The 26,095-nt window shown below is 51.1% G+C and carries 23 protein-coding genes; 1 reads left to right on the forward strand and 22 read right to left on the reverse strand.

All coding sequences use genetic code 11. The features are described 5' to 3' along the window. Positions 1-26 precede the first annotated feature (26 nt). The 22 genes from B3007_RS07550 to fliS all read right to left on the reverse strand — a co-directional run bounded on the left by B3007_RS07550 (position 27) and on the right by fliS (position 23,782). The gene (locus B3007_RS07550) at positions 27-1,403 is read right to left on the reverse strand and encodes a flagellar hook-length control protein FliK (protein WP_301378895.1); all 1,377 of its coding nucleotides are present in this window, start codon (positions 1,401-1,403) and stop codon (positions 27-29) included. A 78-nt stretch (positions 1,404-1,481) separates the two neighbouring features. After that, positions 1,482-1,808: an Hpt domain-containing protein gene (locus tag B3007_RS07555; RefSeq protein WP_301378893.1), complete on the reverse strand. Its 327-nt coding sequence runs from the start codon at positions 1,806-1,808 to the stop codon at positions 1,482-1,484. Further along, positions 1,805-3,511: an ATP-binding SpoIIE family protein phosphatase gene (locus B3007_RS07560; RefSeq protein ID WP_301378891.1), complete on the reverse strand. Its 1,707-nt coding sequence runs from the start codon at positions 3,509-3,511 to the stop codon at positions 1,805-1,807. The genes B3007_RS07555 and B3007_RS07560 overlap by 4 nt, the downstream gene beginning before the upstream one ends. Positions 3,512-3,520: 9 nt before the next feature. Further along, positions 3,521-3,823 (reverse strand): STAS domain-containing protein, encoded by a 303-nt coding sequence (locus tag B3007_RS07565; RefSeq protein WP_068438777.1) that lies wholly within the window; start codon positions 3,821-3,823, stop codon positions 3,521-3,523. Positions 3,824-3,882: 59 nt separating this feature from the next. Further along, positions 3,883-4,929, reverse strand: a complete 1,047-nt coding sequence (locus B3007_RS07570) for a protein-glutamate methylesterase/protein-glutamine glutaminase (RefSeq protein WP_297532859.1) — start codon at positions 4,927-4,929, stop codon at positions 3,883-3,885. Between the two features lie 11 nt (positions 4,930-4,940). Beyond that, complete coding sequence (gene cheD / locus B3007_RS07575) at positions 4,941-5,585, reverse strand: chemoreceptor glutamine deamidase CheD (protein ID WP_301378889.1); 645 nt, start codon at positions 5,583-5,585, stop codon at positions 4,941-4,943. A gap of 11 nt (positions 5,586-5,596) precedes the next feature. Next, positions 5,597-6,433, reverse strand: coding sequence for a CheR family methyltransferase (locus B3007_RS07580; protein WP_301390996.1), 837 nt, complete (start codon positions 6,431-6,433; stop codon positions 5,597-5,599). Positions 6,434-6,451: 18 nt separating this feature from the next. After that, positions 6,452-9,199, reverse strand: a complete 2,748-nt coding sequence (locus tag B3007_RS07585) for a methyl-accepting chemotaxis protein (RefSeq protein ID WP_301378887.1) — start codon at positions 9,197-9,199, stop codon at positions 6,452-6,454. 43 nt (positions 9,200-9,242) lie between these two features. After that, a complete protein-coding gene (locus B3007_RS07590) occupies positions 9,243-9,764 on the reverse strand; it encodes a chemotaxis protein CheW (RefSeq protein WP_273091282.1) in 522 nt (173 codons plus the stop codon). An 8-nt stretch (positions 9,765-9,772) separates the two neighbouring features. After that, the gene (locus B3007_RS07595) at positions 9,773-11,854 is read right to left on the reverse strand and encodes a chemotaxis protein CheA (RefSeq protein ID WP_301378885.1); all 2,082 of its coding nucleotides are present in this window, start codon (positions 11,852-11,854) and stop codon (positions 9,773-9,775) included. 4 nt (positions 11,855-11,858) lie between these two features. Further along, the gene (locus tag B3007_RS07600) at positions 11,859-12,221 is read right to left on the reverse strand and encodes a response regulator (RefSeq protein WP_068436128.1); all 363 of its coding nucleotides are present in this window, start codon (positions 12,219-12,221) and stop codon (positions 11,859-11,861) included. 29 nt (positions 12,222-12,250) lie between these two features. After that, a complete protein-coding gene (locus B3007_RS07605) occupies positions 12,251-12,532 on the reverse strand; it encodes an STAS domain-containing protein (RefSeq protein WP_301378883.1) in 282 nt (93 codons plus the stop codon). 129 nt (positions 12,533-12,661) lie between these two features. Next, on the reverse strand, positions 12,662-13,102 hold the full coding sequence (gene fliJ, locus B3007_RS07610; protein WP_076514934.1) for a flagellar export protein FliJ: 441 nt from the start codon (positions 13,100-13,102) through the stop codon (positions 12,662-12,664). Continuing rightward, on the reverse strand, positions 13,099-14,424 hold the full coding sequence (gene fliI / locus B3007_RS07615) for a flagellar protein export ATPase FliI (protein WP_076514935.1): 1,326 nt from the start codon (positions 14,422-14,424) through the stop codon (positions 13,099-13,101). Before fliI ends, fliJ begins: the two co-directional genes overlap by 4 nt. Further along, complete coding sequence (locus tag B3007_RS07620; RefSeq protein ID WP_297532841.1) at positions 14,399-15,550, reverse strand: FliH/SctL family protein; 1,152 nt, start codon at positions 15,548-15,550, stop codon at positions 14,399-14,401. The genes fliI and B3007_RS07620 overlap by 26 nt, the downstream gene beginning before the upstream one ends. A gap of 3 nt (positions 15,551-15,553) precedes the next feature. Next, the gene (fliG, locus tag B3007_RS07625; protein ID WP_068436148.1) at positions 15,554-16,570 is read right to left on the reverse strand and encodes a flagellar motor switch protein FliG; all 1,017 of its coding nucleotides are present in this window, start codon (positions 16,568-16,570) and stop codon (positions 15,554-15,556) included. A 7-nt stretch (positions 16,571-16,577) separates the two neighbouring features. Continuing rightward, the gene (gene fliF / locus B3007_RS07630; RefSeq protein WP_301378880.1) at positions 16,578-18,314 is read right to left on the reverse strand and encodes a flagellar basal-body MS-ring/collar protein FliF; all 1,737 of its coding nucleotides are present in this window, start codon (positions 18,312-18,314) and stop codon (positions 16,578-16,580) included. Between the two features lie 11 nt (positions 18,315-18,325). Further along, positions 18,326-18,736, reverse strand: coding sequence for a flagellar hook-basal body complex protein FliE (fliE, locus tag B3007_RS07635; RefSeq protein WP_297532837.1), 411 nt, complete (start codon positions 18,734-18,736; stop codon positions 18,326-18,328). Between the two features lie 105 nt (positions 18,737-18,841). Further along, on the reverse strand, positions 18,842-20,212 hold the full coding sequence (locus B3007_RS07640; protein WP_297532835.1) for a sigma-54-dependent transcriptional regulator: 1,371 nt from the start codon (positions 20,210-20,212) through the stop codon (positions 18,842-18,844). Between the two features lie 28 nt (positions 20,213-20,240). Beyond that, positions 20,241-21,440, reverse strand: a complete 1,200-nt coding sequence (locus tag B3007_RS07645) for a sensor histidine kinase (RefSeq protein WP_301378878.1) — start codon at positions 21,438-21,440, stop codon at positions 20,241-20,243. 179 nt (positions 21,441-21,619) lie between these two features. Then, positions 21,620-23,077, reverse strand: a complete 1,458-nt coding sequence (locus tag B3007_RS07650) for a sigma-54 dependent transcriptional regulator (protein WP_297532831.1) — start codon at positions 23,075-23,077, stop codon at positions 21,620-21,622. Positions 23,078-23,323: 246 nt separating this feature from the next. Further along, positions 23,324-23,782 (reverse strand): flagellar export chaperone FliS, encoded by a 459-nt coding sequence (gene fliS, locus B3007_RS07655; protein WP_301378877.1) that lies wholly within the window; start codon positions 23,780-23,782, stop codon positions 23,324-23,326. Between the two features lie 272 nt (positions 23,783-24,054). On the opposite strand from fliS, the gene B3007_RS07660 reads away from it, so the two are divergent. Next, positions 24,055-26,095, forward strand: a 2,041-nt coding sequence (locus B3007_RS07660; RefSeq protein ID WP_301378875.1) for a class I SAM-dependent methyltransferase, incomplete at its 3' end; no start/stop codon positions are given.

Raw genomic sequence — 26,095 nt, forward strand, 5'->3', positions numbered from 1 at the left:
AAACACTGCAGGCCTGACCAATCTGGTTAAGCGAATGTATCCAGTAAAGAATCAGGGGCCGGTGTATGCGCCTGATTTATACCGACTACCTCCTCCCCTTCAGCGCCAGATCCGCCAGCAAAACCCGCATTTGAGCCGTCAGAGTTATCAGAAGCACCGTCCCTACCTTGACCACCACTGTCGGCAGAAACACTGAATTCACTCAACTCAATACCCTCAGCAGCAAGTGCATCCCGCAGCCGCTGGGCACTGTTGTCGAGTACATCTTTCACCTGGTGACTCTGTGCAGACACCTGAACACTGGCTTGATCATTCTGTACCTGCATACGAATTTCGAGACTGCCCAACTCAGGAGGGTCAAGCTGAATACGCGCCTGCTGAACATCGTTCGCGACCATAGTCACCAAACGAGCACCTAACGCTGGCGTCCACTCCCTACGGTCCTGCCCAAATTCCAGTCGCTCCCGGAACTGACGCTGGAGCTTCTGCTCAAAGCCTTCTTCAAAAGTGTAATCCTCTGAAGCGACTTCTTCGCCAGTGCTTTCAGCGTTAACCAGGTCTGCATTAGCGGCCGCGGCTGTCGTTGCTGCGGCTGGCTGCCCCTGAGTCGATACTGGCGCTGCAGTGGTTTGTACTGTTGGTGAGCTTCCCTGATTATTCAGCAGGCTCTCTCTGAAACCGGACGTTTCCGGGCGTGTGTCATCAGCGGTCACGGGTTTAAACACATCACTGACCAGTTCACCCTCAGCGTCTTCTGAAACTGATTCAGTGGGATTAGCAGCCGCGGCTGTTAGTTGGGATTTGCCTGTGGCTCTCTGATCACTCTGCTGGCGCATCTCGCCAGAGTTCTGGCTACGTATCGCATTCGCCATCGGCGAGACAGTCGCGGCCGCAAGCGGTGAAGCAGTATCTGTCACACGATCCGAAGGCGTGGCTAGTGTAACATTAGCCGATGCATCAAGATCAGCACCGTCAAAGTCTTCAGCTATATGACCGCCTGACGCCACTTCTGTATCGGCGTAACGCACTGAAATGTCTTTTCCTTTCTGAATCTGAGCCATCAGGGTGTCGCCCATCAGCTCCTGGCCTGATGTATCAACAGGCTCACCAGTAGAGAGAAGCGAGAGGCTTTCCCCCGACAATGCGGTGTCCTTGTCGCCTGATAAACCGAGCGGCAAGTCCAGCGGCAGATTTTGCCCCTCTGAGATTGCCGCCAGGGCCGAAGGTATGCCGCCAGTTTTTTCTGTATCCAGCGGTTGAAGCTGCATCTGATCAAGCAGACTTGAGAAGTCACTTAAGCCAGAGGCCCCGTCACCACTGAGTTTCAGGTCTTTAAAGTCGATATTTCCGCCAAGCGACATCAGAAGTGATGCCATCGGACTGTTTGGAAGAGAAGGGTTCATCCCGGTCTCCTGTTATCTGGGTTACCAGGGATATCGCAAAAGGTGGGCCAGTTTTATGATCGACGTGACTTCGGGAAGTTAAACAAGAGTGTTCAATTGTTGACGCACCTGCTGGTAAGACTGCTCCAGCGCATCTATCGCACCAGGGAGTTGGTCCAGAGCACCATCGATCGCCATTTTTTCTACAGTATATGCCTGCTCTGCTAAATCAACCGCGCAGACATTGCTGCTCGCGCCCTTGAGACTATGCACCGTCATCCGGACGCTTTCACAATCCCCCTCACTAAGTGCCATGCGCATCTCCGGGAAACGTCTGTCGCTATCGCGGATATACAATTCAATAAGAGGTTGAAACTCCTCTTCCATGATGTCCTTAAGCATGTTCAGCGACTCAATATCAATCATGTCGCCTGTTCCAGTGGCCAGTGAATGACTACAGATACTTCGTTACCTTTGCCGCGATATTCAATCGAATCACAGATGCTTTCAATAAGGGGAATGCCTCTGCCCGAGTAATTGTTGCCGCTGCCTTCCTCTCTATCATGGCGCTTGTAATCAAAACCATCACCGCTGTCTTCGAGGGTCAGCGTCAGAGTGCCACTCTCACCGACTCCGGTATGGTGCATATTAATGCGGACAAAACCTTCCTCAAGCTCAGCGACACGCTTCTCTCTCTGACGGTAATATTCTATGAATCCATCCGGAGACTGCTTCATTGAAGATTGTAGACCTAACACACCATGTTCAAAGGCGTTTGAAAATAACTCTGCAACAACAGTGTACAACTGCCCGCCAATCGCCCGTAACCCCGGAACCTCCATCATTATATGATTCATCAGCGGCACTGGGTTGAACGACTTCAAGGTCGAAGCTTCAAGGCGATATTCCATACTCCAGTCGCGTGGCCCCTGGGATATACCGGCTTTTGTGACCCCGCTTTCATTATCTTCGCGAAGCGCATCATCCATGACCACTTCGATCAGTGTCGTGTCGTCATCCTGCTCTGAACCGTCGACAAACTCATCTACTGCGCGCTGAATATCATCATAGACATCGCTGGCATGAGCCGAATCGCGTACAACATTTATCAGCCTTTCCTGCCCAAACATTTCGCCATCGGAATTACGCGCTTCGATAATGCCGTCCGACCAGAGAAATAAACGATCACCGTTCGCCATTGGAAATTCAGTCATCTGATCATTGAACTTGTCGGCAGACATCACACCGAGAGGTAGATGGCGAGAAGACAATGTCTCGATCCTCTCTCCATCGTTACGTAGCAGATAGCAGTCAGGTACGCCCCCCATCCAGACACTGGCTGCCTGCCTATCGGGAGCCAGGTCAACGGCAGCAGCGCAGCAGAAGAAGCCTACGGGCAGAATACTTTTCAATTTCTGGTTAATTTCACGAAGTACTTCACGCAGACCAAAGCCTTTTGCGGTCATACCGTAAAAGATATCCGCCATAGGCATAGCACCAATCGCAGCCGGAAGGCCGTGCCCGGTAAAGTCCCCGAGCAGTACATGCATACCACCACCCGGCTTACGCGCGGCCAACAGAACATCGCCATTGAAAACAGCCAGCGGAGAAAGTTCGTACCTAATATTGGGGGACGTCAGGCAGCCTGCATGAGCGACGTTATCGTATACCGCCTTTGCCACTCGCTGCTCCTGCAACATGTGGCGGTTGACCCGGGCGATTTCATCACGCTGATTCAACAGCGTTCGATGCATCTCCGACATGCGATGATAGGAATCTATTTTTGCCTGAAGGACAACATGATTATACGGCTTGGTCAGAAAGTCGTCGCCACCTGATTCGAGACAGTCGGCAAGACTCTGGGCATCCGACAGCGACGTCAGGAAAATCACCGGAACGAAATCTTCTTCGGCTATGGATTTGATCTGGCGGGTGGCCTCTTTTCCGTTGAGGCCGGGCATCATTACGTCCATCAAAACAATATCAGGGCGATGCTCCGTGAAGATATCTACCGCTTCAAATCCATTTGTTGCTTCTATTACTTCGTTTCCCTGGTTGCGGACTACTCGCGATAACACCTTGCGGTCAACGCTGTTATCGTCCGCGATCAGGACCTTATAAGCGGTCATGATTACCTGTTACTGAATAGTGAAAAGTTGCTCGAAGTTAGAAATCGCTAATATCTTACGAACATCGTCGTTGCAGTTCGTAATTGAAATTTCAGAGTGATCGCCTCCCGCATGATCGCGCAGCAGAAGCAGCATACCCAAAGCTGAGCTGTCGAGGTAAGTAGCACCGCCCAGGTCGACAATATATTTCCGCACCTGCGAAGCACTTTCATACGCATCACGGAATTCCTGATGAGCACTGAAATCAAACCGTCCGTCTACCTGAATAACCAGTTCCTGGCCGTTACCTGCCAATGATGCACGTACTGACATGCGACTATCTCCTGAAAAAAATCCCGTACATTAGGTTTAGCACAAGCCACAGAAAGTGGTCATAACAAACGCGCTTTTTTAATCATTTCTGACGCAATTCCTGTCAAAGGAATCAGTTCATCCACGGCGCCCAGCTCGTAAGCAGCTCTGGGCATTCCCCAGACAACAGAAGATGCCTCATCCTGCGCCATGGTCAGGGCACCAGCGTCATGAAGCCGCTTCATGGCAACTGCGCCATCAGCCCCCATACCCGTCAGCATCACAGCCACCAGGCGCTTACCACCCGCAACCTGTAGCAATGAATCAAACATTGCCTCAACCGAAGGTTTATGGAGATTCTGTTTCGGGCCATCGTCCACGATGGTAAACAGCTGATCGCCCTTCCGCCTGAAGCGCAGATGACGCCCGCCCTGAGCAATAATCACCCGGCCAGGAATCACTTCAAGATCATTTCTCGCTTCAAGCACTTCCATCGGATAGAGGTTATCCAGGCGTTTCGCCAGCGAGGCACTGAACACCTCAGGAATATGCTGACTGACAACAATAGGAGGGCAGTTCACCGGTAGCGACGAAAGAACCTCTGAAATCGCCTCAGTCCCACCTGTAGAGGACCCAACGGCGACGATTCGCCGATAGTTATCATTCGTTTCACGTGTCACAACTCGTGTCGTTTTCTGGCTTCTTGTCGTTTCAACGGCAACGACACGCGCCTGCGAAGCAATCCGGACTTTATCACATAGTGCTTCTGCAAATTCGTAAAACTCGTCTGGGCTTTGTGCTTTGGGCTTACAGATGTAATCAACCGCGCCCATTTCCAGGGCTTCAAGCGTCTCTGGCGCCCCTTTTTCGGTAAGAGTCGATACCATCACTACCGGCATGGGTCGAAGGCGCATCAGGTTGCTGAGAAACTGCAACCCATCCATTCTCGGCATTTCTACGTCAAGCGTGATGACATCCGGATTCAACTGCTTAATTTTATCCCGGGCTATTAATGGATCACTGGCCACACCGACGACATCTATATCGTCGGTACTATCAAACACTTCACGCAGCATTTTTCGAATAAGAGCGGAATCATCAATGATCAGGACTTTAATTTTACTCATACACGTTCCCCTCAAAAAAGATCAATACCGCTGTCTCCCTGCTCCATATCTTCCATCTTAACTTTGCGGCTGTATTCGGTTTCACGTTTCATCAATGTATCGTTCTTAACGTTAGAGATACGGCGCATTTTCACCGACCCTGTGTCAGGGAAGTACAGAACCTTACGTGCGTAGACATCGCCAACGTCTGCACTGGCGATCTCAAGCCCTTCATTTCGCAGGTAGTTGTACACAAACAGAATATTCCGCTGACCAATATCACTCATAGACGCAATCATCTGGCCGCCACCGAATAGCTTCACTTCAAGGTTCTGTCGTCGCCCACCGCGCTTGAGTATTTCGTTGATCAGAAATTCCATCGCCCAGGTACCGTAACGTGAGTTCTGAGTCACCGGGTTGGACCCCCAGACATCACTGGAGTGCTCACTCTGCTCCGGAAGCATAAAGTGGTTCATTCCGCCGATTCCCAGCTTACGATCACGAATACACGCTGAGACACAAGACCCTAAAACGGTCGCAATCATCTCTCCTTGTGTCGAAACGTATAGTTCACCGGGAAGAATTTTGGCGGCCCAGGTGTTGTGAACCCCGTCCCAGTATCGCGCGACATGCTCAAAACCACTGAGAGGTTTCGGTTCGGGTGGGCGCTGATGCATAGGCAGATCCCTTAGTAAATTTTCTGGTATATGGTATTACCCAGCGACTTGAAGCGGTCTGTAAGACCGTTCAGTGATTCTGAGTGACCTATGATCAGATAGCCCCCTACCGGTAGATAATCAGCATAGCGATTGAACAGGGTTTTCTGAGTTTCTCGATTGAAATAAATCACGACATTACGGCAAAAAATAACGTCGAATTTGCCTTTCATTGGCCAACCTTCCAGGAGGTTCAGACGTTTAAAATGCACGAGATCACGTATGCTCTTTCTCACGCGGACCTGGTTACCAGTCCGGTTCTTTTCAAAGAATTTTTCGACAGCATCATCTGGCACAGACATCAGACTGTCTGCAGAGTAGACTCCCTCAGCGCCCGTACTGACGACGTTAGAATCCAGATCAGTCGCCAGGATTTTCACGTCAAACGCTGAAGCCATATGCGCTTCAGCCAGAGTGAAGGCGATGGTGTACGCCTCTTGTCCGATGGAACAACCAGAAGACCAGATTCTCACCTTCTTATCTGATTTTTTCTTCAATTCCGGAATGACCGTATCTCTTAAGAAATCAAAGTGATGCGACTCCCGGTAAAAAGACGTCAGATTGGTTGTAATTAAGTTGATGAAATTAGTCGATTCATCCCGAAAGTTGTCTTTCAGGTACTCCAGATAATCAGCAAAGTTCCGGTACCCCGTCTGACGCAGCCTGCGAGCGATACGTCCATACACCATATTTGCTTTATGACGGCCCAGAACAATCCCTGTATGCTTAAGAGCAAGAGCGGCGATTTCGTCAAAATCGCGCTCTGTCATTAAAAACTCTTTGTCGGCTAACAGTGGCTTATCAGACACATGTGCGTTCATACCTGATCAAAACTCTTCCCAGTCGTCGTCAAAGTTACTCACCGACAATCCCCCCTGGTCGGCAGCTGACGCAGATGGAGCAGGTGCCACCTTTGGAGCAGCAGCTGGAGCAGGTGCTGCCGCAACGGGTGCATCCATCGACATAGACCCGGAGGCGAAAGATGCATCAACTGTGAAGAATTCCATTAACTGGGTCATTCCCTGAGCCTGACCGGCCATGGCCTCACCCGCCGCCGTTGCCTGCTCAACCAGAGCAGCGTTCTGCTGCGTCATTTCATCCATCTGGGCAACCGCGCTGTTCACCTGATCAATACCCGCAGACTGCTCAGCAGCCGCAGTACTGATTTCCTGGATCATAGCTGATACACGATCAACTGCGCCGATAATTTCATTCAGGGTTTTACCCGATGCATTCACCAGAGACGTCCCTGCTTCAACCTTATCCACACTGTCGCGGATCAGATCCTTGATCTCTTTCGCAGCACCAGCTGAGCGCTGAGCCAGATTCCGGACTTCACCTGCCACAACCGCAAATCCACGGCCCTGCTCACCTGCACGCGCCGCCTCTACAGCAGCATTCAATGCCAGCAGATTCGTCTGGAAGGCGATTTCATCAATCACACCGATAATGTCTGAGATCTTCTTACTGGCCTGATTAATTTCATCCATCGCAGTGACGGCTTTCTCGACAACCTCACCACCTTCTTCGGCTTTGTTCTTCGCAGAACTTGCCAGCTCATTGGCATGTACCGAGTTTTCACTGGTCTGCTTCACTGCACTAGTCATTTCTTCCATACTGGAAGCCGTTTCTTCCAGGCTGGATGCCTGCGACTCAGTACGCTTACTCAGATCCGCATTGCCCTGAGCGATTTCACTGGCACCGGTAGCAACGGTCGATGCAGACTCACGGATACGGGTCATTATTTCAGTCAGGCGCTCAACCGTTGAGTTGGCGTCCTGCTTGAGCTTGCCAAATGACCCCATGTAATCAGTTTCGATTTTGCGGGTCAGATTGCCATGCGCCAGTGCATCAAAGATACGCACGGTGTCATTAACCACGTCATCGGCAATACCAAGAAGGCGGTTAAGCCCTTCTGCCAGACCAAGGAAGAAACCTTGTTTACCGATCGTATCGATACGACGGGACAGATCACCGCCTGCGGCTGCCTCAACAATGGCATCGATTTCACGCTCAGCGCGGACTTCGATAGTTCGGTCAGTCCACTCAACCACCGTCCCCAAACGCTCATTACTGTCGTTAATAATTGGGTTAGCGATCAACGCATAGTGACGGCCGCCGACTTCAATCTGAGTTTTATAGGTCTGTGTTAAGGCGGCCAGCATAGAGCGCTGATGCGCAGGGTTCTTATGGAATGTATCGATATTCGCGCCCATTAAGGCCGAGGCATTAAATGAAGGCAGATCTTTACGCAGATCCGCTTCAGAATTCTTCATCATATTTTCAACGGCTTCGTTCATATAGATGATGTTGCCGTCAGTGTCCGCAATCATGGCATTCGTGCTGACAGAGTCGAGAGCCTGGCGTACCCGAAGGTTCTCGTCTGAAATACGCTTTTCTTCTTCCCGAGCCTTGAGAATATCGGTCATATCAACCCACTCAACCACGGTGCCGATGCGATTACCATCTGCGTCGTACCATGGCGATGCGGTCAGATCGAACTTAACATCATCGAATGAAAGCTGGGTTTCAATGGGCTTATCAAGAGCCTTAAGAATGCCACGCTGATGCGACGGCTTTTTATGAAAGCTATCGACGTTAGTGCCGATTAACTCCGACACTTTGAAGTTACTGAGATGCTTCTGGATATCTGCTTCGCGATTCTGAAGCATTTTAACCATCTCATCGTTCATATAAACGATATTGAGATCATTATCTGCCATCATCACGGTTGCCTGGCACAACTTCAGTGCGCTGGCAATCTGTGCATTTTTCTCGTTCAGCGCAGCCCTGGCTTTCTGCTCGGTGATGTCTGAGGCAAATTTCACGACTTTAACAACATCCCCATCATCATTAAGGATGGGGTTATAAGTCGCCTGAATCCAGACAGAGGTGCCATCTTTCGCAACACGCTCAAATTCATCGGCACTGAACTCACCTTGGCCAAGCTTCTTCCAGAATTCTGCGTATTCAGGGCTGTTTGCATACTCTGGTTTTACGAACATGCGATGATGCTTCCCCTGAATCTCACTAAGCTGATAACCCAAGGTATTCAGGAAATTATCGTTCGCGGTCAGGATCTCACCCTCTGGCGTAAACTCAATCATGGCCTGGGCACGACTGATGGCTTCTACTTTGCCCGCGTAATCAATATTCCGACGTTTCTGCTCTGTAATGTCGGTTGCGTACTTAATAACCTTCACCACTTTGCCGGTTTCATCAAAGATTGGGTTATACGTCGCCTGAATCCAGATACTCTCGCCTGCTTTGTTAAAGCGCTCAAACTCCGCCGTCTGAAAATCTCCGCGTGCCAGAGAATTCCAGAAGGCCGCGTATTCTGGCGTTTTAGCGTACTTAGCCGACACAAAAATACTGTGGTGCTGGCCTTGTATTTCTTCCAGACGGTAGCCCATCGCATCCAGAAAATTCTGATTTGCTGTGACAATCGTTCCGTCCGGCTTAAATTCGATAGAAGCCTGACTTTTCTCAATCGCAGCCAGCTTCCCTTCCATTTCACGGATTTTATTAGGGTCGATGGCTGCGCCACCGGAAATGATATTGCGGAAAAAGCTCATAGTTACCTTCCTGTACCTTCTTCAGGCAAATACCTTACGGCAGTTAATCTTCATCAATAGAATAAGGAGTTGCAGCCATACCCATGCGTAGCATCAGTAGCTCTTCTACATCGAGCAGAATGACCATCTTCTCGTTTACGTTCACCAGACCTTTAATAAAATCTGAATTATCGTCCTCGGTCAGCTCCGGAGGACGACGGGTATCATCGTCAGCAATGGTATAAACATCAGATACGGCATCAACGACGATCCCCATCACCCGCTCCCCATTACCGCTATCAAACTTTAAGATAATGACAACAGTCGTCGCGGTATAACCGGCCTCTTCAAGGCCAAATCTCAGGCGTAAATCCATGATGGGCACGATGGTGCCGCGAAGATTGATCACACCGCGAATGTAGGATGGTGCGTTAGGAATAAGAGTGGGTTCTTCCCAGCCCCGAATCTCCTGTACTGCCAGAATATCTACACCGTACTCTTCACCTGACATGATGAACGTCAGGTATTGCTGCTCGTCACCGATGTCACCTTCAGGCAAAACTATCTCTTTCTTAAGCTCTTCCATCCCGGACCTCATGCAGCTCGTTCAGAGCGGTTCTGGTTTCGTTTAACAGGAACAATATTTTTACCGATACTGGAAATGTCGATAATTAAAGCAACGGTTCCATCACCCAGAATTGTGGCGCCCGAAATACCGGACACTTTCTGATAATTCTGTTCAAGACTCTTAATAACAACCTGCTGCTGGCCCAGAAGATCATCGACCACGATGCCGATTTTTTCGTTATCGCCTTCAACAACCACCAGCATCATTTCATCGACAACATCTTTGTCATCACGCAGACCAAAGATCTGGTCGAGTCTTACAATCGGAATATATTCATCACGCAACTGCATGACGTACTGGCTGCCAGTGACATGATTCAGTGAAGACCTGTGAATCTGGATGGATTCAACAATCGATACCAGCGGGAAGATATACGTTTCTTCACAGACCTTAACGAGTTGTCCATCGAGAATGGCGAGTGTCAGTGGTAAGCGAATAATGAAGGTAGAACCCACGTTACGCTGAGACTTGACTTCAATACTGCCATTCAGCGCCTGGATATTCCTACGTACCACATCCATACCAACACCACGGCCAGAAATATCGCTCACCGCTTCTGCTGTTGAGAACCCTGGCAGGAAAATAAGGTTGTGTATTTCCTCTGGAGTAAGGCTGTTATTCTCTGGTACCAGACCTTTTTCGATCGCTTTTTTCAGAATCCGGTCTTCGTTCAGGCCAGCGCCGTCATCCGCGACTTCAATAACGATATTTCCGCCCTGGTGGTACGCATTCAGGGTGATGGTACCCTCTTCAGATTTACCGGCAGCGATACGCTTTTCTGTTGTCTCAAGTCCGTGATCCATTGAGTTACGAACGAGGTGTACGAGAGGATCGTTGATTTTTTCCATCACCGTTTTGTCTAGTTCAGTCTGCTCGCCGATGGTTTCGAGAATCACTTTCTTACCGAGCTGACCACCCAGATCCCGCACCAGGCGCGGGAAGCGACTGAAGGCAAAACTGATCGGCATCATGCGTATTTTCATGACGCTTTCCTGCAGTTCGCGCGTATTCTGTTCCAGCTGAGACAAGCCTTCCTGCAGTTTTGCAAGGCGGCTCAGATCAAAGTCCTGTCCAAGCTGACCCAGCATCGACTGGGTAATCACCAACTCACCGACCATATTGATCAGGCTGTCTACTTTATCGATAGACACACGGATCGATGAGCTTTCGGCGGCCTTCTTCGGAGCTTTTGCCGGCTTCGCGGATTTCTGAGCCTCAGCCACAACCGCAGTTTTTTCAGGTGACGCAACTGCGGCTGCCTCAGGTAATTGTCCAGCAGCAGGTGTTCCGGTAGCATCTACAGCACTACTCTCTGCTTCTACTTCGGAAGTACCCACCAACGGCGAGTACGTCAGATCACACTCGTCTTCTACCCATTCAAAAATCGCTTTAATATCATCGAGTGGAACTGAAGTAGTGACTTTAATCTGCCAGTTCATGACACACTCTTCCGGTGCCAGACTGCTCAGTTCAGGGACGCTGTCTATATCGGCAGTGACTTCAAAATTGTCTTCCCCGACCAGTTCGCGTAATTCACGGAACATACGGAAGGGTTCGTTACCCGTCATCAGAAGGTCGGTATGCGGTTGAACGTCAATCAACCAGCCGCCATCTTTTTCATCAGGCTCTGAAGCAGCCTCTTCTGGAGCGCTTTCCTGCTCCATGCCGAGAATAACTTCAAATTCTTTACGGAGTTCTGCCGGTCGCTCTGTCTCTGGATCGTTACCTTCCTGCATATCGGATAACATGCCGCGCAGGCAATCGACCGACTGCAAAAACAGGTCGACATAGCGAGGCTCCATAGAGCGCTTTCCGGAGCGTATTTCATCCAGTAAGGTTTCGAGAACGTGAGTGAACTCGGACACCGGCATAAAACCGAATGTGCCGGCACCACCTTTAATGGAATGAGCGGCACGGAAGATATTGTTAACGGTTTCGTCATCAACATCTGCCGGGTCCATATCCAGCAGCTCACTTTCCATTATGTCGAGGCCTTCGAAACTTTCTTCGAAAAACACCTGATGGAATTGCGACAGATCGACACTCATGTGCTTACCCCAGAACGCGCTTGATCGTACTCAGCAATTGATCCGGATTAAACGGCTTCACAATCCAGCCGGTAGCACCAGCCTGTTTACCCTGCATTTTCATGTCACCTGCGGATTCGGTGGTGAGCATTAACATTGGAGTAAACTTGTAGTTATCGAGTTGACGAAGGTTCTTAACCAACTCAATGCCATTCATATTTGGCATATTTACGTCAGTCAGCACCAGGTCAAAGCTCTCAGTTTTAGCGATTTCTAGCGCCTCCACACCGTCAGTCGCTTCGCGTACGTCAAAGCCCGCACCTTTCAGTGTGAAGCTCACCATCTGACGCATGGATGCCGAATCATCGACCGCTAAAATACTCGTCATAGGAGTACTCCCTCTTAGTAAACGAATAATTAATCTGGCAGGTTTATCGCCTGCTTGAGGCCAAGGTAGCCCGTTATCTCCCGGATATTGTCAGAGACCGCATGCCATTGAATGCTGTTTCCCGTAGTTTCCAGTGTTTTTCGGAGGCTGATCAGAAGCTGGTAACCCGCTGTATCCGAGTACTGCACTTCACTGCCATCAAGAACAACATCCCCTCCCGCCTGAACAGCAGTTTCAAGCTTCTCCAGGAGCGCTTCAGCCTGATCAATGCTCAGACGACTACCGCAGTTAACTGGGCTGGTGTCGGTCATGGTTTCATTCCGGTCATGGACATGACCTTAAGATTAGTAGGCAATCTGTGAGCTGCCACACGATGTGTCGTTTTTTTTGTAGATCAATGAATGAAGGTATGAAAGTCAAGAAATATAGGATTTGGATAATCAGCGACGACGGTTTGCCCACTCGTCCGCTTCACGCTGCTCAGCACGACTGATAGACAGCTTATGTTCTTCTTCGAGCTTATCGATCATACTTTCCATCGCATCGGCTTTATGATGAACCTCTAAATAGGCGTCCCGTGCACGCTGACTGAGTGCCTCAAGTTCCTTGAGTTGGTTGTCCTGCTGCGCCAGAGCAGTTTCTATCTGACCAATAAATTCGAGAGAGTTGTGTATTTGTCCGGCAGCAACACTCTGGTCAGCTGGGCTGGTAATCTGGCGTCGATATTCCTGAGCGTACGTGTCCAGCTGCGTTCGTTTGTCTTTTTCGGCGGTCAGACGCTGCTCAATATCGCCCCAGCGCTGCAGCGCTTCTTTTTCTTCTCTTCGCTTAAGGTTAAGAACAACGGCCAATCGTTTGGAGCGAGGGTGCTGGTAGGTCACTTATCGGTACCCGGAAACAGATCATTGAGGGCCTTCCGGCTGTTCGCAATATCCGCACCTTCGGTCAGCCCTTGCCTGAGCATCGCTTTAATCTGAGGCATACGATCAATTGCAACATCCAACACCTGGTCGGTGCCAGCCTGATACGCCCCAACAGCGACGAGATCCTGGTTCTGACGGTAATGCGCCATAAGGCGTCGGCACAGCTGCGCTTGCTGTAGCCAGCCTTCGTCGACAACCTGAGGCATCACACGGCTGACGGAAGCCTCGACATCAATCGCTGGGTAATGCCCCTCTTCTGCCAACTTTCTGGACAGGACGATATGACCATCAAGAATTGCCCGGCTGGCGTCGGCGATCGGGTCCTGCATATCGTCGCCTTCACTCAATACCGTATAGAACGCCGTAATAGACCCGCCACCTTGCTGGCCGTTCCCCGTGCGTTCAACCAATTTAGGTAATTTATTAAATACCGAAGGTGGGTAGCCTTTCGTGGCTGGAGGTTCACCCACGGCAAGAGCGATCTCTCGCTGCGCTTGTGCATAACGCGTCAGTGAATCCATGAGCATAAGAACGTTCAGTCCCTGATCCCGAAAGAACTCAGCAACCGAGGTCGTATACATGGCGGCTCTCAGGCGCATTAACGGCGAGTCATCGGCTGGTGACGCAATCACAACGGCACGTTTGAGCCCTTCTGGCCCGAGAATTTCGTCAATGAACTCTTTAACCTCACGGCCACGCTCACCGATCAGTCCGACGACAACGACATCAGCGTTGGTAAAGCGAGTCATCATACCGAGAAGCACACTTTTACCGACCCCGGAACCCGCGAACAAACCGATACGCTGACCACGCCCGACCGTCAGCATGGAATTAATGGCGCGGATACCGACATCCAGCGTTTCTCGAATGGGCGCGCGGTGCAGTGGGTTGATATAGCGCCCCTGTAAATTGCCTGATTCAGTATTTAACAAAGGGCCGTCGAGATCCAGTGGCCGACCAGCACCGTCAACCACCCGCCCCAGAAGAGAGAACCCAACCGGCACATCCGCACTGCCTTGCAACGGCCAGACGCGCGCGCCTGGACGCAGACCATCGACCTGCTCAATCGGCATCAGGAAAATACGCTGGCCATCAAAACCGACAACTTCTGCCTCAACATCACCGCCGCCCGGACGTTCTACACGGCAGCGATCGCCTGTGCGAACATCGATACCGATAGCCTCGAGCGTAAGGCCGACCATGCGCACAAGACGACCGGATGTGCGCGGTTGATATACCGCCTCGGGTGCTATATCACGCCAACGGCTGCTCAGAGTCATCGTCTGATTCCTCCGTCGTTGAATCCGGAGTTGTGTCTGTTTGTGTGTTTTGCTCTGTGCTCTGTTCTGAGCCTGAGCCGTTTTCAGTTTCAGGGGGCTCAGCTTCGACAGGCTGCTCAGCTTCGGACTGCTGAGTTTCGGACTGCTGAGTTTCGGGCTGCTGAGTTTCAGACTTCAGAGCTTCTGATGTTGATGCCTCCGGCTGCTGAACGTCGTCCTGAATGGGCTCTTCAGTGTCATCGTAGTCATCCGGTACATCTTCTGAGCTGGTATCCTCTGGCACATCAATCAGCGCAGACTCACCGGAAGCGTCATCCGGATAGCCGTCAGACGCCGTCAGTAACTTACTCGCCAGTGCGACGATTGTTTGCTGAAGACTTTCACTGACTGAATACTCAACCAGAGTATTTTCACTTTCAACACGGCACTCACCCGCATTCAGCGTCTTATCGACGAGCAGTTTATTCGCTACAGAATGCGATGCCAGTAATTCAGAGTCGGCTTCGGAAACGTAAACCTTCGCCAGAGTCTCACCCGATGGCAACGCCGCAATGGCCTTGTCGACAAACTGCGCGATGCTGTCGGCCCCAGAATTCAATTCGTGCTCAAGCACCTGTTCGGCGAGCCGGGTAAGAAGCATCAGCATGACTTCTGGCAATTCGGCGTCACGCTCTTTTAATGCTGCGGTCAGCGTTGCATTAATCTGACGCAGACGCTGCGCCTCGTCAGTGACTTCCTGACTGCCCAGTGCTTTGCCTTCCTGAAAGCCCGCAGTCGAACCTTCTTTTTTACCAGCATCAAAGCCTTTAGCCTGACCATCCGCCTGTCCTTCGGCGAAACCAGCATCGTAGCCGTCTTTATGGCCCTGCTGACGCCCTTCAACCAGGCCCTGCTCTAAACCCGCGTTGTAGGCTTCCCGGCGAATCGCTTCCAGTTCTTCGGCGGTCGGGAAATTAGGTGGGGAGTTGTCGTCGGCGGATTCTGCATCCACCTTCTCTGCGTCCGGATCGGGCTCTCGCTCAACAGTGTGAACCGGTGGTTCAGTCCAGAAAGGGAGTCGCCACGGGCGCGCCTCTTCCGCACTTTCAGCGGGAATTGGCGCGTCGCGTTTCTTCAGGTCGGTCATGGGTTACACCATGGCCTCACCACCACCACCCAGCATAATTTCACCGGCATCCGCCAGACGACGGGCAATGGTAAGAATCTCTTTCTGAGCGCCTTCAACGTCACTGAGTTTAACCGGCCCTTTCGCATCCAGGTCATCACGCAACAGCTCGGCAGCACGCTTGGACATGTTCTTGAAAATCTTTTCCTGAACGCCCGGATCGGCCCCTTTCAATGCCAGCACCAGCAGGTCGGTCGACACTTCGCGTAGCAGCGTCTGAATACCCCGGTCATCAACGTCAACGAGGTTATCGAAGACAAACATAAGGTCTTCGATCTGAGTACCCAGGTCTTCGTCGACTTCTTTGATCTGCTCAAGCAGTTCAGAAGCAATCGTGCTGTCCACGAAGTTAACAATGCTGGCAGCACATTTGATACCACCCATAGTCGTGGTCTGCGTGCCTGCTTTGCCAGAAAACTGGCGTTCGAGAATATCGTTGAGTTCCTGCAATGCGGCTGGCTGAACAGCCTCAAGCGAAGCAACACGCATGATGATGTCGAGGACAACTTTCTCATCAAACAGAGACAACACTTCCGCCGACTGGTCAGCGTCCAGATACGACACAACAATGGCCTGAATCTGAGGGTGCTCGTGGCGGATCAGGTCGGCTACCTGACGCGGTTCCATCCACTTCAATGAATCCAGACCTGTGGTGTTACCGCCAAGGAGAATCCGGTCAATAAGCGCGCCCGCTTTATCCTGACCCAGAGCCTGAGTCAGCATATTACGAATGTAATCATCAGCGCCGAGCCCCATACCGGTCTGACCACTGACAGCATCAAGGAACTCTGATACCACACCTTCAACCTGTGTCTGATTCACACTGGTCAGAGTGGCCATGGCCGAACCCACACGCTGCACTTCTTTCGGGCCCATGTGTTTCAGGATTTCTGCGGCGTCTTTTTCACCAAGAGACATCAACAGAATCGCAGCACGTTCAGTGCGATTCAGGTTGGCTAGTGCATTACCCGCTTCGGGCATCGTATTTTCAGGCATCGTCATTTACCCACTGAATAACTACCTGAGCGACCCGGGCCGGATCTTCTGCGATCAGGCCCTTCAAGGCATCCAGCTGACGCTCATAACTTTCTGACGCACCGGGCAGGAGATATTCATCCATACCCGCCAGTGTCACCTTATCATCATCCAGACCGGCTTCAGCATCTTCAAGCTCATCGAGCAGTAAGTCACTTTCTTCCCGACCTTTATTTGTAATGCTCTTAATAGTAGGACGGATAACACCGAAGATAAGGATCAGAACAAACAATCCCGCCAGCACCTGTTTTACCAGCTCCCAGAACCACGGCTGAGTCCAGATATCAGGTTCACCCAGCGTCAGTGCGTCGTCGCCCATAAATGGAGAGTTAATAACGTTTACACTGTCTCCGCGGGCTGCATTAAAGCCCACGGCATCTTTTACCAGCGTTTCCAGGCGTTGCAGGTCATCCACAGTCCATGGCTGCGTCGTGGTGTTCCCATCCGCATCAAGCACCGCTTTGTCGTTAATTACTACCGCAACGGTCAGGCGACGGATATCACCGACCGAATGCTGGCGATAGCTCAGTGTACGATCGACCTCGTAATTGCGAGTTGCTTCTGAGCGACGCTTACCTGCCGCACCCGCACCGCCGGCACCCGTGCCAATAGCTTCTTCCGGAGCAGCTGCTTCTGGCGGAGGCTGGTTAGAAAGCGCACCAGGAATGCCGCCACCAGCCTCTGACATGTTTTCTTCGTCGATGACCTGCTCACTGCGCAGTGCAATCAAATCAGGATTAAAGAGTTCAGAGCTTTCTTCTCTGATCGTAAAGTCGATGTCTGCCGACACTTCCGCTTTGTAGTTCGCAGAGCCCAGCACCGGCTGAAGAATATTATTCACCGCGTCAGAAATAGACGACTCAACTTTCTCGCGATATTCCAGCTGGCGGGCTGCCAGCATTTCTTCCGTGTCATCTTCAATTTTCGACAGCAGATTGCCGTGCTGATCAACCACTGACACATCAGACCGATCCATTTCACTGACACTGGTTGCGACCAGATTCACAACGGCCTCTACCTGATCTTTACTCAGGTTACTGCCGGGATATAACTCTACAAATACCGATGCACGGGGCTTACGTTGATCACGTACAAACACCGACTGACGGGGAATCGCCAGATGAACACGGGCATTGCGCACCGATTTAACACTGGCAACCGTACGTGCAAGTTCACCTTCCAGACCGCGGCGATAGCGTGCATTTTCAATAAACTGACTGGTACCGAGCGCGCTGTCCTGCTCAAGCACTTCCAGCCCGACGGTTTTATCATCGATCAGGCTGGCCGCAGCGAGTTTCATTCTTGCCTGATGCACATCGCCTGCTTCGACCATTAGCACCTGGGTCGTCGGGTCGATCTGAAAGGGAATACCCTCACGATTCAGGATCTCGACAATGTCCTGAGCGTTGTGATCCTGCATGCGGTGAATCAGAGGCTTGTAGGTGGGTTCGCCTGACCAGATCATGACCGCAATACCAATGGCTACGACCAGTGCGATACCACCAATCGCCATCACCTGACGCGTCATTGGCAGGCTGCTGAATCCAGCGAGCAGAGGATGTCCGGATGTCGGAGCACTATTCTCGCTTAGGCCTTCGGCACCAGTATTCGTGCTACTTGCCTGTGGTTCCTGAGCGTTTGCATTAGCGCCATCAGCGCCGGCGCCTGCTTGTGCGGGTACGTTTTCCATAGCTCAGCTCGTTATACAGGCATGTTCATGATGTCTTTATAGGCCTCGACAAGTTTGTTACGAACCTGTGTCATCGCCTGAAAAGAAACGCTGGATTTCTGCAGAGCAATCATGACCTCTGGCAGATCAATGGAAGGATCGCCCTGTTCAAACCGTGTTGCCAGCTGTGCAGCCGTCTGCTGATTTTCATTCACATTATCGATGGCATTTTTAAACATGGACTGGAAATCAGGGACCGTATTATCACCACTGACTTCGTTAATGCTGGTTGCTTGCTCGGCTTGCTTAGAGATCCGTGCAACGGCGTCCATTTCAGCATTTGGTCGCACTCCCTGGCTGGCCATTTCATTCTGCGAACGCAACTGATCTTTTACCTGTCGCATCTGCATCAGAACTGAACTTACATCAACACGATCAACCATTTTCTACACCCTCTTCTGCAACGCATCGGCAACTTATTTTTGACACTTTTTCTGTATTTTTCCGATGTATTCTTTGACGCTGCAAACCCCTTGCCAGCTTCGCGTTTAAGACGCAGCCAGCACCATAGATTCAACATCAACACCCTCATCTCTTAAGCGCGCCACCTTGTAGCGTAGTGTTCGAGGGCTGATACCCAGCCGTTCAGCGGCTTCTTTTCTACTGGGTTCTTCTTTCAATGCCCGAACGATTAATTCAACCTCACGGGTACGCAAATCAGAACCTAACTCGCCTTCATCCTGCACGACATCAGCCGCATCCACGGAAACCGGTGCTGAAACCTGACGATGCTTTGGCACCGGAGTCAGAATAAAGTCATTAGCGTTCAGTTGATTTCCAGTCTGCATAATCAGTGCACGCTGGACTGTGTTATCCAGCTCACGAACGTTGCCGGGCCAGCTGTGCGTTACCAACTTACGCTCTGCATCGGCATGCAACGATGGTGCTGGACGTTTCATCTTGTCAGCATGATGAGCCAACAGTCGGCGTGCTAACGGCAAAATGTCATCACGGCGTTCCCGCAGTGGCAGCCACTGAAGTGGAAATACGGTGAGGCGGTAGTAAAGATCTTCTCTAAAATTACCCTCGGCCACATAGTCCGCCAGTTCACGGTTTGTTGTGGCAATGATACGCACATCAAGATCAATGGTTTTCTTGCCGCCGAGACGCTCCACCTGACGCTCCTGCAATACACGCAGCAGTTTCGCCTGAAGGCCCATGTCCATTTCAGTAATTTCATCAAGCAGAATGGTGCCACCATCCGCTTGTTCAAACTTGCCCGGCATCGCACTGTAGGCGCCAGTAAACGCGCCCTTTTCATAGCCGAACAGCATGGCTTCCAGCATATTTTCCGGAATCGCAGCACAGTTCAGCGCAATGAACGGGCCACTTTTTCTGGGGGAATTCTGGTGAATATAGCGGGCAAGAACTTCTTTACCTGTTCCGCTCTCACCACTGATAAGAACCGTAGAATCTGTTGCCGCGACACGCATGGCCATCTGAAATAACTGCTGCGATGCAAAAGATTCACACACTGGTTGATCTTTATCTGATACCTGAGCTTCACCCTGCGTATAAGGCTTCAACAGAGCCTCAAGCTCACGCAGCTCGAAGGGCTTCATCAGGTAATCATCAGCGCCTTTCTGCATCGCCTGAACCGCCTGAGAAACATCACCATAGGCAGTCATCAAAAGAACGGGTAGCCATGGATGCTGCTGTTTCACATGGTTAAGTAACTCAAGACCGTCCATGCCTGGCATATTAATATCCGACAGAACAACGTCGAAATTATGGTGGTTCAGCAAAGCCACGGCTTCGATACCGTTCGGAGCTTCCTTAACGTCATACCCTTTCATTTTCAGGGTATCTACAACTGCTTCACGTAGAGTCGGATCATCTTCAACAACGAGTAAGCGCATAATAATTCCTCTTAGATACCTGTTTGAATTAACCGCGTGCGAGCGGTAGGTACATTTCTGCAGACACCCCACCCAGTGGACTGTCGGTTAATCTGAAATCACCGTGATGGGCACGAACAACCGCCTGAACAACCGCAAGGCCAAGCCCTGTACCGTTGCTCTTCGTTGTAAAGAAAGGCTCCATCATGCGATTTTTCTTCTCGTCCGGGAGGCCGGGGCCGTTGTCCATCACGGCGAGACATAATCTGCCCTGATCGTCACGACGGGCGACCAACTTGATCTCGATAGGATGCTCACAGGACTCAAGTGCGTTATTAATCAGGTTCATTACTGCACTGATTAAAGAGTCCCGATTACACATAAGGGAAGCTTCCCCCACTTCATTCTCAAGCGTGCAGACAGCACCGCTCTGGGCGACGGCAACCTCCATCGCCGAGGCAATACCATCCAGCAGGGACGTCACTTTCACATCATCGTTTAATGGCGCCTCGCCACGGGCAAAAATCAACATATCGCGCACCTGGCTTTCCAGGTGATGAAGTCGCTCCTGCAACTTACCGGCAAAGCGAATACGATGTTCTTCAGCAAGATCTTCGGAATTAAGATGGCCCGCGTAGAGTGTCGCCGCGGCCAGCGGTGTCCGGATCTGATGCGCCAGAGACGCAACCATTTTCCCCATGGCGGACAAGCGTTCGTGTTGAGCCAACTGAGACTGTAATGCACGGGTTTCTGTCAGATCAGTAAGCAGGATCAGCTGCCCACGCTCATTGGTCATAGCTGCGGTGCGCAGACTGACACGGCGACCATCAACCAGCGAAATTTCATGACCATCATCACGGCGCGGTTTGAAACAACGCTTAATCACATTACGCCAGCGCTGGCCAAGCAAGGTGCCAGCCCCCGAAGCCGCTAATAAAAGGTCTTCGGCGGCTGGGTTACTCTGAATAATGACGCCATTTTCATCCAGCAGCAGAACACCTGCAGGTAACATCTGCAGCAGGCTTTCCAGACGATCGGCCAGGCGTTCTTTTTCGCCCAACTCCTGCATCCTTTGAGCAGATACTGTCGCCAGCTCACCACTGAGTTGCTCGACCTTATTTTCAAGAAAGGCGTAGGAGTCTGTCAGCTGCTGCGACATTTCATTGAACATGTTAAATGCACGCTTTAGCTCGCTGGGGTCCAGCGGCTGCTGATCGTCAGGAACTGAACTTAATGCCACACTCGCCATAAATACCTCACCAGAACACCACATTTGCGGCGGAAAAATGTCACTAGTAGGTATTGGGCAATTAGCGTGCCAGCAATCGAAAATAGTTTTGAGGGTGGATGATTTAAGAAAGAAAGGTTACGAAAGTCAGGTGGGATTGCAGACAGCGGCCCGCAGACGCAGGCCGCTTTCTGGCCTGCTCAGGCCATGTCTTTTTCTTTACGGTTAATATTGTACTTACGCATTTTCTCCACCAGCGTAGTGCGGCGGATACTCAGTTTCTCGGCAGCGCGAGCAACAACACCATTGGCATCATCGAGCGCCTGCTGAATCAGTGAGCACTCGAGATCGGAAAGATATTCCCGCAGATCCAGGCCGTTCACCGGCAGCAACGCTGGACTATCAACACCCGCCAGGCCTTCGTTCTGGGTAACATCTGCCACAACCGGTGGCGTGTACTGCTCATCGTCTTCATCGACATGACGGAATTTCTTCGGTAGTTCATTTACACCGATCACACCGTAAGGATGCAGAATGGCCAGACGCTCCACGAGATTCGCAAGTTCACGAACATTGCCATGCCACTCGTGACGACAGAGCGACATAATGGCAGCCGAGTTAAAGCGGATCGAGCCGCGCTTCTCATTCTCAAGACGCGAAATAAGTTCATTAAGAAGCAGGGGTAAATCTTCAACGCGCTCGCGTAGCGATGGCATATCGATAGGGAACACGTTCAGACGGTAATACAGGTCTTCCCTGAACGAGCCGTCCTCAATCATCTTCTCAAGATTCTTGTGAGTCGCTGCAATCACCCGAACATTCGCCTTAAGCGTTTTATTACTGCCAACACGCTCAAACGTGTGCTCCTGCAACACACGAAGAATTTTCACCTGCATGTTGAGGGGCATGTCGCCGATCTCATCAAGGAAGAGCGTACCACCTTCGGCCAGCTCAAAACGTCCCGGACGACTATTGATTGCACCAGTAAACGCACCTTTCTCGTGACCGAATAACTCACTCTCAAGTAACTCAGCTGGGATAGCACCACAGTTCACAGGCACAAAGGGCTTATTACGGCGATGGGAGTGGTAATGCAGATTACGGGCAACCACTTCTTTACCCGTGCCGCTTTCACCCTGGATCATAACGCTGACGTCTTTGTCAGCCACCTGCATGATCAACTCGCGTACGTGCTGAATCTGACGGCTGGTACCCACAAGGCTTCGGAAAAGTTGAACTTCACGTCGCTCACCGCGGCTACGATTGTGCGTATATTGCTCGCGGAACACCTGACAGCGATGAAGGCTATCCAGCATCTTGTTGTAACTTGGGGGCATTGCCAGGCTGGCTAGTACACAGCGACGAACATTTTCTGATAATTCATCGACCTGAACCTGACTGCCAACAAAAAGGAACGGGAGACCTTTGTCCCAAGCGAGCATAGCCTCGACCGTCTTCTCCAATGGCTGACCATCGCAGTCGCCCAGCATTACTGCACTGATCTCAGTGCTCTCTTCAATGCTGGCATCCGCAACTTTGCGCCAGTCTGACGAGCCCGCCACGATAACTTCTTCGCCCAGGAAATCGAGAATCACCTTTAGATCATGGCGACGTTGTTCGTCGTCATCGACAAGTAAAATTTTGATTTCTCTCCACATGGCAAATGCCCTTTACCTCAATAAAACACGGAACAGCGTAATCGACGCCAACTGATTGACTTCCCTCTTTTCAGTTAAGTATCAAATTGCGACGAAGTCAAACTTCTGACGTTAAAACTTATCCAGTTAGCTCAAATCTACACTTAATTTGTTGAAATACTTCAGAATTTGGCGCCTCAGGACAATAAAAAGCCCTCTAAAGAGAGGGCAAGGGAGTTCACACAAGTGAAAAAAAATCGTGAGAATTCAGGCAGATACTGAACTCGACAGGCGCCCCGGTGCCGATTCGTCGGTTTCAGGGCGAGTACCATGTACGGACTCAAGATATTCCTGACGAATACCGTCCCAGCCCGTCTTCACCTCCAGCATCAGCCCCATAACTTCATCAATCATGTCTGTACTATTCTGGCCGCTCGCCTCCAGAATCCGACGGACCATATAATCATAAAGGCGGTCCAGATTTCCGGCCAGTTCACCGCCCTGAGTGTGATCCAGGCTCGACTTCAGCGTCTGGATGATTTCATTCACCCTGCCGAGCAAACTAGCCTTCTCCTGCATATCCTTACGCTGGATAGCTCCTTTCGCCTGCGCCATACGCGTCAGAGCCGCTTCCATCAGAAGCTGAATCAGACGGTGTGGGTCCGCATCGAGGACCTCGGACGTAACGTTTACCTTTTGGTATTGCGACGCGCCGGATTGATACATACACAACTCTCCTGCCGAAATAGCCCACCGAAAAACCTGATGAGCATGATCAAGTGATACTCTCTTTGACGGCCTGCGCGCAGAATTCTTTAGTAACTTTTTGTAGTTTCGGTGAGTTTTCAGACGGCACAAGCGGCAAGCTCTTGCCCGGCAACCAGCGGCAAACGGCCGCCCTCCTCGCCCAGCCAGATTGAAAACCTCAATAAAATCAACGATATAAAAAATGGCACAGAATTTGATCGTAGGGCTGTAAATGCTCAGAGGTTATTCCCATGGCCAGCGTACAAACGACAGCACAATTAAATACAGCACGGCAGACAGACCACCGAAGTCTGCTCGCTGCCGCCAGCCGTTGTTACAATGAGGCCAGCCGGGGAAACAACCCAGTATTATTGTCTCAGGCTGCCGACCTTGCTTATCAGGCATGGCAGGCTGACAACAATTACATTCCCGGTATTAACCTGCTCGCCCGTATCGCTATGCGCCGTGGTGCCAATGACGAAGCCCATCACTGGCTGGCCACCGGTTTAAGCCTTAAGCCAGAAAGTACCGGCCTGTTGTACAGCGCAGGACACCTGGCTCTGATCGAAGGAAAGCAGACACTCGCGGCCGATTACTTTGCGGATGCAACGCGTATTTCGAGAACGAGCACGAAAGCTCCTATCTATCTCGCTCATATCCGTCTACTACAAGGCGAATATCTCGAAGCCTTTCAGTTATACCGCGAGCTGATAAAAACCCGCTCTGATGATGTTCAGATCCGCAGCAAATTATTCGAAGCTGCCAGCTACATCGTTGCAGACTTCTATTCTCAGGAATTGGAAAGCGAGCTGTTGCGCTGGTTCGAGTTTAAAGACGTCGACTATAACCAGCTGAGAAGCCTCACCACTTCACTGCTCAAACACAAACTTCACCTGAGTGAAGCCGGCTGCCCGATCGAGCCGGAAGCCATTGCATCAGATCCCCTTCTGTTGAAAGCCATGATGCGCTTTCATTTCAGTGATCCGTTAATAGAGCGCCTGTTAATTACCCTACGTCAGAGCATTCTGCTGAATAGCAGTCGCGACCTGGCAATAGACTCAGAATTTATGCCGCTGGTCATTGCACTGGCGGGTCAGGTCGAGCTGAACGAAGCTGTGTGGTTTATCAGCCAGCAAGAGCAGACGCTCGTCAATCAGCTCAACCAGCTGGCAGCAAAAATCCTGCGGATAACTGAATTAAAAGCCGAAGATATCAGCGCTATCATGCTACTGACCATGATGTACCAGCCATTGCGCAAAGCACCTTTTTACACGGCTCTTAACGAGAAAGCGTTGCAATGGTCTGGCCATCTGAATGAGCTGATGAGTCTGTGCCTCGATCAACCTCTGCGCGTTGCCGCGGCAGCTAAGGCAATTCCTTCTCTTGGGCTCAGTAGCAACGCCACATCACGTAAAGTAAAAACTCAATACGAGGAACATCCATATCCTCGCTGGACAAGTTTGGGATATAACCAGAAGACCGACTACTACGCATCGCTTCAGGCACTGTTTCCGAGTCGTCTGGACGATCTACAACCAGAATCCGGGCCGATCAATGTGCTCGTTGCAGGCTGCGGCACCGGCCGCCATGCTTTGCGACTGGTTAAGTACTTTCACCGTATGCAGGTGACTGCGATGGATCTCAGTGCTTCTGCTCTGGGCTACGCACAAGTCCAGGCGGAGCATCATCACCTGCCAGTAGACTTCATCTTGGGTGATATTCTTGTCTCAGAGCGCCTGGGACAACAGTTTGATGTAATTGAGAGTTCAGGTGTCCTGCATCATATGGAAACGCCTGAGGCGGGCCTGAAGGCGCTGATTGATGTACTAAAACCCGGTGGCATCATGAAGCTCGCCCTCTACAGTCGTCAGGCAAGAACGCTCATCTCGGAGCTTCGTTCTGAATTGAATTGCAAACTTCCCGAAAGCGAACAGGATATACGCACAGTGCGCGAAGCTTTGCTTCATCAAGGAGAAGGACGCTGGCGCGCCATTCTGCAATCACCCGATTTTTACAGCATGAGCAGTGTGCGCGACTTGTTATTCCATACTCAGGAACACACATTTGATCTGCAGGAAATACGTCGCATGATTGAAAGTGCCGACCTCGAATGGGTTGGCATTGTGCCGCCACCGGGCGCTCAGCAGCTCGCAGAAAAAATACTGCGTTTGCCACCGGCTAACCTGACGTTAAATGATTGGCATACATTGGAACAGATTGAACCTGCGCTGTTCGCCGGCATGTACCAGTTTTATGTGAGGAAGCCTGCCTGTGGGAGCTATTCAGTCAGCT

This window comes from Thalassolituus sp. UBA675 (assembly GCF_002297765.1).
Lineage (GTDB): Bacteria > Pseudomonadota > Gammaproteobacteria > Pseudomonadales > Oceanobacteraceae > Thalassolituus.